At 65.5% G+C, this 12,587-nt stretch carries 12 protein-coding genes and 3 pseudogenes; 7 read left to right on the top strand and 8 right to left on the bottom strand.

The features are described from left to right. Nucleotides 1-196: 196 nt before the first annotated feature. The 3 genes and pseudogenes from TX88_RS32120 to TX88_RS32110 form a co-directional block, all read right to left on the bottom strand. Nucleotides 197-769: a TetR/AcrR family transcriptional regulator gene (locus TX88_RS32120; protein WP_049925653.1), complete on the bottom strand. Its 573-nt coding sequence runs from the start codon at nt 767-769 to the stop codon at nt 197-199. A gap of 74 nt (nt 770-843) precedes the next feature. Beyond that, nucleotides 844-1,308, bottom strand: coding sequence for a PaaI family thioesterase (locus tag TX88_RS32115; protein ID WP_044524888.1), 465 nt, complete (start codon nt 1,306-1,308; stop codon nt 844-846). 53 nt (nt 1,309-1,361) lie between these two features. Beyond that, nucleotides 1,362-2,944 (bottom strand): annotated as a pseudogene (locus TX88_RS32110) (MFS transporter). Between the two features lie 94 nt (nt 2,945-3,038). On the opposite strand from TX88_RS32110, the gene TX88_RS32105 reads away from it, so the two are divergent. Both TX88_RS32105 and TX88_RS32100 read left to right on the top strand, forming a co-directional pair. Continuing rightward, the gene (locus TX88_RS32105; protein WP_044524646.1) at nt 3,039-3,710 is read left to right on the top strand and encodes a TetR/AcrR family transcriptional regulator; all 672 of its coding nucleotides are present in this window, start codon (nt 3,039-3,041) and stop codon (nt 3,708-3,710) included. 16 nt (nt 3,711-3,726) lie between these two features. Then, complete coding sequence (locus tag TX88_RS32100; protein WP_044524644.1) at nt 3,727-4,737, top strand: LLM class flavin-dependent oxidoreductase; 1,011 nt, start codon at nt 3,727-3,729, stop codon at nt 4,735-4,737. A gap of 36 nt (nt 4,738-4,773) precedes the next feature. On the opposite strand, the gene TX88_RS32095 is transcribed toward TX88_RS32100, so the two are convergent. After that, a complete protein-coding gene (locus TX88_RS32095) occupies nt 4,774-4,986 on the bottom strand; it encodes a helix-turn-helix domain-containing protein (RefSeq protein WP_044524642.1) in 213 nt (70 codons plus the stop codon). A gap of 107 nt (nt 4,987-5,093) precedes the next feature. Here TX88_RS32095 and TX88_RS33005 point away from each other — a divergent pair, with 107 nt between their 5' ends. The 3 genes from TX88_RS33005 (at nt 5,094) to TX88_RS34090 (ending at nt 7,516) form a co-directional block, all read left to right on the top strand. Next, the gene (locus TX88_RS33005; RefSeq protein WP_049925633.1) at nt 5,094-5,672 is read left to right on the top strand and encodes a hypothetical protein; all 579 of its coding nucleotides are present in this window, start codon (nt 5,094-5,096) and stop codon (nt 5,670-5,672) included. 14 nt (nt 5,673-5,686) lie between these two features. Then, nucleotides 5,687-6,904 carry a tyrosine-type recombinase/integrase gene (locus TX88_RS32085; protein WP_044524886.1) on the top strand — a complete coding sequence of 406 codons (1,218 nt, stop codon included), beginning with the start codon at nt 5,687-5,689 and terminating at the stop codon, nt 6,902-6,904. Nucleotides 6,905-7,318: 414 nt separating this feature from the next. Then, nucleotides 7,319-7,516, top strand: a complete 198-nt coding sequence (locus tag TX88_RS34090) for a hypothetical protein (protein WP_044524640.1) — start codon at nt 7,319-7,321, stop codon at nt 7,514-7,516. A 55-nt stretch (nt 7,517-7,571) separates the two neighbouring features. Here the strand turns inward: TX88_RS34090 and TX88_RS32075 are convergent, their stop codons facing one another. From TX88_RS32075 to TX88_RS35800, 4 genes and pseudogenes are all read right to left on the bottom strand, one after another. Then, nucleotides 7,572-8,825, bottom strand: a complete 1,254-nt coding sequence (locus TX88_RS32075) for an IS30 family transposase (protein ID WP_210742995.1) — start codon at nt 8,823-8,825, stop codon at nt 7,572-7,574. Nucleotides 8,826-8,895: 70 nt separating this feature from the next. Then, nucleotides 8,896-9,712 (bottom strand): annotated as a pseudogene (gene istB / locus TX88_RS32070) (IS21-like element helper ATPase IstB). After that, nucleotides 9,712-10,137: pseudogene (locus TX88_RS32065) on the bottom strand (Mu transposase domain-containing protein); the annotation flags it as partial. The pseudogenes istB and TX88_RS32065, both read right to left, overlap by 1 nt. Nucleotides 10,138-10,289: 152 nt before the next feature. Beyond that, nucleotides 10,290-10,766, bottom strand: a complete 477-nt coding sequence (locus TX88_RS35800; RefSeq protein ID WP_409365905.1) for a hypothetical protein — start codon at nt 10,764-10,766, stop codon at nt 10,290-10,292. 401 nt (nt 10,767-11,167) lie between these two features. On the opposite strand from TX88_RS35800, the gene TX88_RS32050 reads away from it, so the two are divergent. Next, nucleotides 11,168-11,434 carry a type II toxin-antitoxin system Phd/YefM family antitoxin gene (locus tag TX88_RS32050; RefSeq protein ID WP_044524631.1) on the top strand — a complete coding sequence of 89 codons (267 nt, stop codon included), beginning with the start codon at nt 11,168-11,170 and terminating at the stop codon, nt 11,432-11,434. A 2-nt stretch (nt 11,435-11,436) separates the two neighbouring features. Beyond that, nucleotides 11,437-11,832: a type II toxin-antitoxin system VapC family toxin gene (locus TX88_RS32045; RefSeq protein ID WP_044524630.1), complete on the top strand. Its 396-nt coding sequence runs from the start codon at nt 11,437-11,439 to the stop codon at nt 11,830-11,832. Nucleotides 11,833-12,587: the final 755 nt, after the last annotated feature.

Raw genomic sequence — 12,587 nt, 5'->3', positions numbered from 1 at the left:
CCGCCGAACTCGACGGACAGGGTTAAAAACTTCGTGATTGCATCAGATCGCGAGCAGCGTTGACAACGAGGATGCCCGTGCCGCACTGCGACACCGGGCGAGGTAACGGCGGCAGGATCCGCGTGGAAAGATAGATGGACAGGGGCTTTTGGTGCCTCAAATAAACACTCTGCCCACTCCCGAACCGGGATAGCACTCAAAGTAGCTCAGCGCTACCCGAGGTGTCCTTCGCCGCCTTCGGCGCACGTCCGGTGACGATCCACCGAGTGGTTCTGTCGATGCGCGCCCGTGCCTGATCGCGATCCACACGCCCGCTGATGACGGCGAGGAGGTTGGCGAGCCAGATGTCGCCGATGACGGCGGCCACGCTGCGGTCGTGCTCGCTCGGTGTGGGTCCGCCGATGGCACGCGCGAGCATGTCGTCGATGATGTCGACGGCCTCCTGCACCGCCTCCACAGCCCCCTCGTCGGCCGTCACGAACGCACGAACCATCGCCTCGGTCAGCAGTGGCTTGTCCTGCCACTCGTCGTGGAGGCGATCCATCAGTCGTTCGAGTCGGAGCTGCGGGCCGTGTTCATCTGCGGCCCAGTCGAACTCGATGTCGACGCGACGGAACTCGCGAATAAGCACCGTGACCAGGAGGTGCGTCTTCGAGGTGAAGTGCCGGTAGAGCGAGCTCGCGGCCAAACCGGCGTGATCGGCGACGTCGCGGACGTGCATGCCTTCGAACCCCCGTTCCGAGGCGACGATCAGCGCGGTGTCGAGAATAGCGTCGCGCCGGGCCGAACCCGTTGCTGCGGTGTGGTCACGAGCTGGCCAGGAAGCCCGAAGGACATCGGCCGTCACGGCGCTTCCCTAGGGTCGGCGCCACCGGCGTGTCTGGTGAGTTCGGCGAATAGTTCACCGAATCCGGTGATGTCCCCGTGTGCGGCGAAGTGGGCGGCGTCCACAGCGACGAAGACCGCGGTGGCGGTGAAGCGCGTGACGCCGTCCGCACCGACTCCGGCACCGGCGACGTGGATGGCGCGACCGGCGCGTTCTGCGATGCGCGCGGTGAGGCGGTGAGGATGGTGCAGCGGCACAGGTTGCAGGTACTCGACGGTGAGACTACGGGTGACCGCCGGCGTTCCGGCGATCCAGAGTGTGAAGCCGAGCAGGTCGTCGCATGCTGCGGCGATCGCTCCGCCGTGGGCCAGGCCCGGCGCGCCGATGTGCCGGTTGTCGAACGTGATGTCGGCGTACACCTCGTCGCCGCTGCGGTAGACCTCCAGGTGCAGTCCGTGCGGATTGTCGGCACCGCAGCCCATGCAGGTCGGCGTGTGCGACGGCAACCGCTGGGCCCGTGCGGGTTTCGCGTTGGTCACACCGAACCCGTCTCGCTGCGAGCGTCCGCCGCGATCTTCGTCGGCGGTACCCGGTCCGACTTCCGTGTGACCCGTGCTCGTCCCGGTGCCCAGATCGCCACGGTGAGGGCGGAGGCCGCGCTGATGACGGCGAGCACGAAAGCGCCGGTGGCGCAGCCGTGCACGAACGCGTCCTTGGCGGCGTCCAGGGCGGGTGCGGCCATCGGGCCGGCGGACACGGCGGCCTGGCTTGCGGCGGCCAGCGAGTCCTCGAACGCGGCGCGCAGCGGCGGGGGCAGTGCGGTTGTCGCCGAGTCAATCCGGGCGCTGTAGCCGGCGGCGAGCACGCTTCCCGCGATCGCGATGCCGATCGCGGCGCCCACTTCACGGGCGGCGTCGTTGACCGCCGCGGCGACGCCGTGTTTCTCCACCGGGGTCGCGTCGACGACGGCCGCGGTCGACGGTGCGGTGCACAACCCGAGGCCACTGCCCAACGCCAGCAGCGCCCACATGGCGTCGACGTACCCGGAGCCCAGGTCGAGTCGACTGGCCAGGAGCAACCCCAGCGACAACGCCGCCAGACCCGCGGCCAGCATGGTTCGCAGCCCCCAGCGGGCGGCCCACTGCGGGGCGACTACCGAGAACACCACGATCGGCACGATCAACGGGGTCAACGCCAACGCCGAGGTCATCGGTTCGTACCCGCGGATGAGCTGCAGGTACTGCACCAGCAGGAAGAACACCCCGAAGATCACCAGGAAGTGCAGGATCAACGACACCGTCCCCGACGCGAACGCGCGGTCGGGGAACAAGCGCATGTCCAGCAGGGGATGATCGCGGCGCAACTCGATCGCGACGAACGCGGAGACACCGATCAACGCACCGACGAACAACGCGACGACGAGGGTGTCGGTCCAGCCGCGGTGTGGTGCCTCCACCAGACCGACCACGAGCATCCCGATCGCCGCAGCCACCGTTGCCGACCCCAGTACGTCGATGCGCGGGTGCGCGTACTCACGCGACTCGGGCACCCACAGTGCGGCGACGACCAATGTCACTGCCGCGACGGTCAGCGCGATGAAAATCGCACGCCACGACCAGAACTGCAGCAGTGCGCCGGACAGCAGCACGCCGACCACCGCCCCGGATGCGGCGACGCCGGCCCAGATGCCGACCGCGCGAGCACGCTGCTCGGCGGGGAACTCGCCGGTGAGAATCGACAACGTCGAGGGCATCACGAATGCCGCGCCGACACCGGCGACGGCATGCGCGCGCCGATCAGCCACCAGGGGTCGTCCGCGAACAACGGGATCGCCGACGCGGCGGCGAACACTCCGAGCCCGCCCAGCAGTACACCGCGGCGGCCGTACCGGTCGCCCACCGCGCCGGCGGGTAACACCAGGCACGCGATCGCCAGCGTGTAGCCGTCGACCACCCAGGTGAGCTGGCTCTGCGTCGCCCCGGTCTCGACGGCGATGTCCGACAGCGCGGTGTACAGCGCGGCCATGGACCCGATGACCAGCGCCACCGCGACGCATGACACCACGAGCGTCCACCGCTGCCCGCCCGACAACCGCGGTTTGGGACCTCGCCACTCCATCACCCCCGTATACGGTCGGTTTCGCTGCGCTACTCTGAGTACCATAACCGACGCGAGCGTCGACGGAGCCGGCGCGCAGCAAAGAGGACGACGAGTGAGCACCTACCCCGTCACCGACGCGGACGACGACGACGTCGACCCGCGTCGCACCCGGTCACGCAACAGACTGCTCGACGCCGCCGCCACCCTGCTGCGGACCGGTGGTGTCGAGGCGGTCACCATCGACGCGGTCACCAAAGCGTCCAAGGTCGCGCGCACCACCCTCTACCGGCATTTCAACAGCTCCTCACAGCTATTGGCGGCGACGTTCGAACGACTACTGCCCCAGGTGATTCCACCGGCACCGACCAGCGGGACCCTGCACGATCGGCTGGTCGAACTGCTGTCCCGTCAGGCCGACTTGTTCGCCGAAGCACCGCTGCAGGTGACCACTCTGGCCTGGGCCGCGCTCGGTCCCACCGAAACCCACGCCACTGGCGACGACATCGACCACCACCCGACGCACAGCACTCTGCGCGCCCGCGTCGTCGAGCAGTACCGTCGCCCCTTCGACGAGATCCTGCAAACCGCCGACGGACGCGCGGAACTCGGCGACCTCGACGTCGAACTCGCCCTCTGCCAACTGGTCGGCCCGTTGGTGTTCGCCCGGATGACCGGTCTGCGCGCCATCACCCACGCCGACTGCGTACGCATCGTCGACGACTTCATGGCCGCCCACCACAACTCGCCCGCGACCCGCAGTCGACGGGCGGTCGGCACGCGATGAGCACCTACGGCACGCGATGAGCACCTACGGACTGTCGCTGATCGCACCGACTCTCGCCGCAACCGCGGCTTTGGCCGCAGACGCCGACGCGGCGGGGTTCGACGCGGTCTGGGCGTCGGAGTTCTACGTCCGCTCGGCCACGGTGTCGATGGCCGCCGTGGCCCAGGCGACTCGTGCCTGCCGGATCGGATCGTCGATCATGTACGGCGTCGGACGCAGCCCGCTCGTGTTGGCCACCGAGGCCCGCGACCTCGACGAGCTCTCCGACGGTCGCATCGTGCTCGGTATCGGCAACGGCACCAAGCGGATGATGAGCGACTGGCACAGCGTCGCCGACACCGAGGCACCCGCTCTGCGCATCGAGGAACTCGTTCCGCTCATCCGGCGCATCTGGAATCTGCACGACGGACCGGTTCAACACCGCGGACGGTTCTACAACATGAACCTCATCCCGTCCGGACCCGTCGACCCGCCGGCGCGAGCGATCCCGATCATCACCGCGGCGGTGCGGCCGCGGATGTGCGAAGCCGCCGGCCGCGTCGCCGACGGCCTGGCCGGGCATCCGCTGTTCACGACCGGATATGTGGAGCAGATCGTGCGCCCCGCCGTCGCCAAGGGGGCAGCCCGCGCCGACCGCAACCCCGCCGACATAGAGATCGTCTCCATGGTCATGTGCTCCATCCACGACGACCCCGTCGTCGCGCGCCGTGAAGTCGCCCAGCAGATCGCCTTCTACGCCGCCGTCAAAACCTACGAGCCTCTTCTCGACTTCTGCGGCTTCGCCACACAGGGCGAGCAGATTCGAGAAGCCTTCTCGCTTGGCGACTTTCCCGCGATGTTCGATGCGGTGACCGACGACATGATCGACGTGATGGGCGTCGCGGGCACCGCCAACGACGTCCGAGACGGCCTCCGTCGCTACGAGGGCGTCCTCGACCACATCATGCTCTACCCGCCGTCGGTGGGCATCGCTCCCCAACGTGTGCAGGACAACCTCAGCAGCCTCATCGAGGTGCGGCGACAGTAGTCGCCGGAGTGCCGCTCGGTCGGCGGCGTCAGAGTGTCACCGGTCGTTCTCCGGTCGAGTGGGTTCGCCGTCGAGGCTTTGGATGAAGTCGACGATCGCGGCTTCCGATACCAACCGGCGCCTGCCAACCTTGACGCTACGCAACTGGCGGCTTGCGATCAGTCCGAATGCTGTTGAACGGCCGATGCACAGCCGCTCCATCACATCCTCGACCGTGTGTAATTGCGCTGGCGTGTTTGCGGACTCCATAACGTGCCCCTGTGTCTCATCGAGACATAGAACGCGATTTCTGTGTCTCTGACTACGTTGTACTCGCTATTCCAAATATGCACAAGGGCGGACTAGTCTGTGTTGTTATGAAGCAGGAATGGGTCGACGAGCTGCATCGGCGCGTGGCCGCGGCGATCAAGGCGGCCCGTGCATCTCGATCGGCGCAGTGGTTATCCGACGAGACCGAACGCCTGGGTTTCCCGATCAGCCGCGCGGCGATCGCCAATTACGAGAGTGGCCGCAAGAAGGGCCTAGACCTGACGGAACTCCTGGTGCTGGCAGCGGCTCTGCGGGTTCCTCCGCTCGTTCTGCTGTTCCCCGACCTTCCCGACGGCTCAGTTCAGGCGCTTCCCGATGTGAAGGTCGAAAGTTGGGACGCGGCGGCGTGGTTCTCGGGCGAGGGAAGGTCCATCGTGACTGAGGCGGGCGCGGGCACCGAAACTCCGGAGTCCAAGCGCATCTGGGCGGTGCGCGAGCGTCTGAGGCAGCTCGGTTCTGTCGGTCGCTTTCATGGGTGGATGAAGGAGATTTTGACTAGACCCGAGCCCCTGAGGGCGGGAGAACCCGAAATGACAGCACTCAAGCTCCAACTGGAAAGTCTGCGCGACGACGTCGTTCGATTAGAGGCGATCATCCGCGAGAACGGGGGAGTGATCAATGAATGACGGAGCTTACGGCCGTGGCTAGACAGCAACTTCCGCCACAGATCAAGAAGATCACCGTCGTCGATCGCGCCAGCGGCAAGAAGGTTGTTCGTTATCAAGTCACCGTTGACGCGGGTGTTCATCCGCAGACGGGCAAGCGGCAGCAGGCACGGCGGCGGTACGCCACCGAGCATGAGGCGCGGGTGGCGCTCGCCGATATCGCCGACTCGGCGGCTAAAGGTCAGTTCGTCCCCCGCTCGAGCGTGAGTGTCGAGGACTTCTGTGCCGCCTATTTGGCGGCACGACACAACCTCCGCGATACGTCCAAGTCGAAGCTCGAGTACGACCTGTCGCCGTTGCGGGAGCGATTCGGGCACGTGCCCGTGCAGAAACTGACCAAAGCGAACATAGACAATCTGATCGCTGACCTCGTTTCCGGGGGCACCGTCACCGCCAAGGGGCGCGTACGCGCTCCGTGGTCCGCGCAGTCGGTGAACAAGGTGCTCTCGACCATCGATCAGGTTCTCGCCGACGCCAAAGGGCAAGGGCTCGTGTCCCGCAATGTCGCTAGCCTCGTCAATCGGGTTGCAGCGCAACACAAGCAAGTCGACACCTACACCGAAGTCGAGGTGCTCACACTGCTCGCCGCCATCGGCGGCGATCGGCTGGGGCACGCCTGGGAGTTGGCCCTGTCGGGCCTACGTCGTGGCGAGGTGGCCGGGCTGCGCTGGAACGACGTCGACCTCGACAAAGCAACGCTGACCATCGTGAACAACAGGGTCTCCGCCGGAGGTCGGACGGTCGAGAACGACCCGAAGTCCGTCGCGTCTCGACGCACGCTGCCACTCCCGGACCGACTTCTCACGGTGCTGCGAGCGGCGAGGGCGCGACAGTCCGCCGAGCGGCTCGCTCGTGGCAAGGGCGACTTCGACTACGTCGTCAGCAATGAATCGGGACAGCCCTACGATCCCGCGGTCCTGTCTCGCTACTGGCGGCACGCGGTCAAGGAAGCGGGGGTTCGCCACATCAAGCTGCACGGCGCGCGCCACACCTGCGCCACCCTTATGCATCTGCAGAACGTACCGGTGGCCGTCATCGCCGCGTGGATCGGCCATAAGGACGCGACACTCACGATGCGCGTGTACGTCAAGTCGCAGAGCGACGCACTCAAGGCCGCCGGTGAGAGCCTGAATCGTGTTGTGGCAACCGGTGACAACGAGCCCCCGCGTTCGAACAGTTCGAACCAGAAGTAGGCGTTAGTTGCGCCGGACTTGTGACATTCTGTGACAACGAGGGGTTCTGTTCGTGGGAAGTTGATTTGTGGCGTCCGTGGGGTTCATGACGGTCCGGCGAAGTCTGGTAAGCTGTGCAGACATGTCCGTGACCGGCTGCCGGAGTCCGCTTCAATCTGCCTGACTTGATGTTCCTATTGGCTGCACCTCGCACAGGTCGCCGACCGTCCACCGACGCCGTGCCACGCGAAACTGTGGGTGCGGATGGCGGGTGACGAACCAGCCCGTGACCGCGGCGACCGCGACAGCGACTACCGGAGTCGAGTACGTCTACAACCTCATGCTGCGTCGTCACTTCGACTTTCCTGCCAACGATGCGCTCGGTTACGGCTGGGGGATCTGCGACAAGTCACCACCGGATTGCCGTACCCCGCAGTGCTGGCCGATACCAAACGTGACGTTCTCCCGAACGATGAGCAGGCGGCGAACTTCGTGGTGTCGAACGCGGTGGGGACACTGCCCGGCCCAGATCTGGGCGTTGAGAAACTCCACGGCGGGGTATCAACCATCGGCCTAGCCCGCCTGAAGCAGGAACTGCGTTCGTCACCGCTGCGGGACACGCCGTCGCGATGAGTGTCTTGTCAACGCCGGTTGAAAGTTAACCCCTTTTCGACGGGGTGGGTTCTAGTCAACGTCGCAACACCGACGGACCCAGTGAGGCTAGCAGGACGGCGAATAGATCGGCGGGACAACGGTCTTGCAGGACCATGCGGGGACGGTTGTTGAGTTCCTCCTCGACCGCCATGAGATGCCCCGGTGAATAGTTGGCGAGGGTGACGCCCTTGGGGAAGTAGTCGCGCAGCAGTCCGTTGGTGTTCTCGTTGCTGCCGCGTTGCCAGGGTGATCGGGAGTCACAGAAGTAGACGGGCGCGTGGAGCTTGTCAGCGGTGGCGAGGTGGCGCGCCATCTCGGTGCCCTGGTCCCAGGTGATCGATCGCATCAGCTCCGGCGGCAGATCCTGCATCCGGGCCACCAGAGCGGCGTGCAACGAGTCGGAGTCAGCGCGGGGCAGATGGACCAGGCGCAGCATCCGGGTTTGGCGCTCGACCAGCGTGCCGATCGCTGAAAGGTGGTTGTCACCGATGATGAGATCGCCCTCCCAATGCCCGGCCTCTGACCGGTCCACGGGCGGGAATGGCCGATCGTGGATGGTCAGCATCGGCTGCTGAAACCGTGGCCGCCGACGCTGCTGACACTGGTGGGCTCGGCGGTGGTCCCGGCCGGTGCGCAGCGGTGAGCGCCGGTGCGGCGCCAATCGCGACGGTCGTATGAATCGCGAATTCGGTTGATAGACAGCCTGATAGATGCTCTCGTGGCATAGCCGCATCGATGGATCATCAGGAAAGCGCAGACGCAGGTGGCGACTGATCTGTTGCGGGCTCCACCGCTGAGCGAGCATCTCGGTGACCAAACCGCTGAGGTGATCGTTGGTGTCGACCCGGCGTTGATGGTGACGCGCTCGACGTGCGATAGCTCGACGGTGCGCATCGAAGGGCTGATAGCCGCGGCCGGCTGGCGCATTGCGCCGCAGTTCCCGCGAAATCGTCGACGGTGCTCGGCCGAGCCGGTCGGCGATCGCGCGCATGTTCAACCCAGAACGGCGCAGATCGGCGATCTCGATTCGTTCCTCCTGGGAGAGGTAACGCGGGCTGATCTGACGGACCGCTAGTCGATCCAGGGGAGGGACGAATCCGACCTCGACGCCGTTGCGGTAGGTCTTGTAACCGCGAGTCCAGTTCGTCGCCGCGGACCGAGATACACCGACTTCTCGGGCCGCGGCGCGCACGCTCCAACCGCGAGCCCGCAACTCCATGAACCGCTGGCGCTTGGCCGACAGCGGACGGCGCCCCGGCCCCTTCTTCACCCGACGCGACGATGTCAACACAACCTCCAGAATTTAGAGAAGTGTTGCGACGACGCCTCGAAACCACCCGGTTGAAAAGTGAGCAGGTTTACGGGGTTGAGTCTGCCTGACGATCGGCTTCCACGGAGGGCAGCGACTCGATCGCGGTGTGTTTGATGCGGTAACTGGCGCCCTTGAGGGCGATGACGTCGGCGTGGTGCACGATCCGGTCGATCATCGCCGAGGCGATGGTGGCTTCGCCGAAGACCTGTCCCCAGCGGGAGAACGGCAGGTTGGAGGTCAGCACGATCGAGGACTTCTCGTATCGGGTGGAGACGAGCTGGAAGAACAGGTTGGCCGCTTCGGTGTCGGACGGGATGTAGCCGACTTCGTCGATGACGATGAGCCCGTAGCGGCTGATCTTGCGCAGTTCGGCTCCGAGGCGGTTGGTGCGGTGCGCTTCGGCCAGGCGGGTGATCCAGCCGGTGGCCGGGGCGAACGCGACGCGGTGCCCGGCGTGGGCGGCCGCGATCGCCAGCGCGGTGGCCAGATGGGTCTTGCCGGTGCCCGGTGGGCCCAGTAGGACGATGTTGCGGGCTTCGGCGAGCCAGCCGCCGGCTTCCAGCCGGGCGATCTGAGCGCGGTCGACGGCGGGTTGGGCGGTGAAGTCGAAGTCGGTGGTCGTCTTGATCGCCGGGAACCCGGCGTACCGAATCCGTTGCTGTGCTCCGGATTCCGCGCGGGCATTCGACTCCACCGTCAGCACGGCGCCGAGGTAGTCCTCCAGCGACCAGCCGGCGGCTCGGCCCTGTATCGGCCAGCCGACCGTAGTGCTCGGCGATGCGCGGGGCCTTGAGCAGTCGGGCCTGATGGGCGATCAGCTTGTCGGCGTCACCGGGCGCCGAGGCGGCTCGCTTGGCGGGCATCAGGCGACCTCCCCGGTCCCGAACCGCGCGTCGTAGGCACTCAGGTCGGCGATCTCGACGTCCACCGCCAGATGTGATCCTGCGGCGGGGCGGGCTCGGAACTGCTCCCGCAGGACGGCCGCGGCGGCGAGGTGATCCGGATCGGTGACCAGTCCGGCTCTGCCCCAGAGTCTTTCGTGATCGGCGACCACTCGATCACCGCAGTGGGCGGTGATCCGATCCAGGGCGGTGGTGACGGTGATCATCCGTCCGATCGCCTCCGGATGCACCGAGTACGCGTTGCCGCCGGCGCTGACGTAGTAGTCGCGACCCAACCGCGTCGTGATCGTCGTCCCGGTCGTCGGCGCCACCGGTGGCAGTGCGACCATCGCCGCCCGGTCCGCCGCGAGCGCGTTGTCGGGAATCAGGCCGGTCCTGGCGTGGCGATATCGCGACCAGATGACCGAGTTCTACCTGATGTACGGCCAGCCCCGTGACCCACTCGACGCCCAACGACAGGTTCCTACTCGCCAGGACCTAGACACAAACCACTTCGACCTGGGCGAAAAGCTTCGAAACTATGAGTTGAAGGCCGCTCTCAAATGAACTTGAGGCGTTCCCCGACGCCGTAGAAGTCGGCCCGGTCCTTCAAGTATTCAACGAACTCCTGGTCGGAGACGTCACCGACCTCCAGTCGCGCGGCCTTCCGCTCATAGCCGCGGATCGTCGACTGGCGGCGGCGCGATATCGCGCGCAGGTCGCTGAAGAACTCCTCCACCATCGCCGCGGTCCACGTCCACGGAAACTCGTTGCTATAGGCAAGGAATCGCTCGACAAGCCGGATCCGCTGGTCGATGGTGTCGTGCGCGAGGTTGCGGCACAACTGCTGATTTCGCCAACCGTCGAGCATCTCCTGAACAGTGTGCGCCTCGGGGTGGAGCAGTGGAACGGAGTCGACGACGTAGAAACGGCCACTCTTGTCGACGAGCAAACTTGCCTCCAACGGTCTCGTCTGATGATTCATTGAATCAGCCAATGAATCAATACCATATCGCTGCAGGTCAGCGCCAGCCATTCGCGCCACCTAATTATCGGCCTTCGGCGGACGACGGCACCCACACCTGTGGTGTGATGCCACGAGGCCGACGACGCTGCTGCTCAGTGGCAATTTCACCCACGGCGTGCGTCACCTAGCTGACTAACCCGAGACGGAGGGCACCGATTCATCTAATGCAATATGCAGAGTAATTTCATGGATAACGACAATTATCCACGGAATGCTGATCGGACGACGAGCGCTGGGGGAGTGGCGATTCGGGGTGGCAGGTTCGGATCTCGTACTCGTGGCCCAACCCAGCGGCCAAGCCACCAGACGGCGACGCACCCGGCACCGCACCATTCGCGAATAGGTCATCGGAAGGGCCTTGGCGCACCGGAGGGAATGTGACGGCGCGGACATGTGCTACTGTGTAGCACATGAGGGTGATCGGCGTTCGGGAACTGCGGCAACACGCCAGCAGATACCTCGCAGAAGTAGTCGGGGGGGAGACGATCGAGATCACCGACCGGGGCCAACCTGTCGCGCGTCTGGTGCCCATCGCCGGCGATGAATGGGAAGACCTCGTCAACGTCGGCGAAGTCGCCACAGCCAGTCGACCGTTGAACGTCGACGACCTTCAACCCGCGGTGTATCCGGTCAGCGCGTCGGCCGCCCTCGAGAGCCTGCGAAGCGATGAGCGCTGACCGTGCGCACGTACCTGGATACCTCGGCATTGGTCAAACTTGTTGTCGCCGAGCCTGAATCATCGGCACTGAAGCGCCACCTGGGTGCGCTGCCCGGCGACGGCCTGTTCACGGCGGCTCTAGCGCGTACTGAACTGATCCGCGCGGTGGCACGCAACGGCGCCCGGGCCATTGCGGACGCCCGACAGCTTCTGGACGGGATCGACTCCGTGAATCTGACGCGTCGACTCCTCGATGACGCGGGCACGATCCTGCCGTCGGGCCTGCGCAGCCTCGACGCTATACATTTGGCCGCGGCGCAGCGCGCCGGCACCGCGTTGCGTGCGGTGGTGACCTACGATCTCCGCATGCTGTCTGCCGCAGCCGACCTGGGCATGGCAACGGCCTCCCCGGACTGACGCCCCTCGAGAGATCCACATTGACTCCACTGTGCGACAGCGCGATCGCCGAGAAACGTCACCGTGACGTAAGGGCCAAGGATGACTGAGCGTGCCGACTGCACACGGTATCGAGGCTCGGTGGCCGAGCGCACGCCGACGACACGTTGGACGCGACGCAGCCGATCGTTGGTGCGGTCTCTGGTGCGAGGTGTGCATCCCGGTTTTGGAGTCAAGGCGTTATCGCCTCGTGTAACGGGTTGCACGACAGTGCAATCGGCCGCGACTGGTAACCCTCCATATTCGATTCCGCCGTATTCGTCGTGCTGAAAGCGGCCGTCGGCGATAAGGCTTCCTAAGCAGCTTGTCGTATTGGATGGCTGCCGCTCCTTTGGGCGCCTACCCGGAAACTAGTTTGCTGAGTGTTGGTCTAGGGGTCGATGGGGTAAGCGGGGCATCAAGCTGCCCCCGTCGTGTCGGCCGGGGCCCATTAACGCTGACATGGCCAACCGTCGAACTAGCCAAACTCGGCTCGTCCTCCAACGCCACTGCGGCGTTATCGCGCGCAAACCGGCTATCTCGATGAATCGGATTCGGCCTCAAACCCCTGGAACACTCGCGACGCCGATCGGTTGAAGCGGGCAAATGATTTCATGGCGTGGGTGGTCGAGGGGTCGCCGTGGAGGCCCGCCGCATCGCCGAAACACGCTGCTTTGCAGACAATCTGGATGGAGCCGTCGCGATGAGTGACCGCCGGGTGATCAGCCTGAATCAGC

This window comes from Mycolicibacterium septicum DSM 44393, assembly GCF_000455325.1.
Classification (GTDB): Bacteria; Actinomycetota; Actinomycetes; order Mycobacteriales; family Mycobacteriaceae; genus Mycobacterium; species Mycobacterium septicum.
This window is presented reverse-complemented; position numbering and strand designations above follow the sequence as displayed.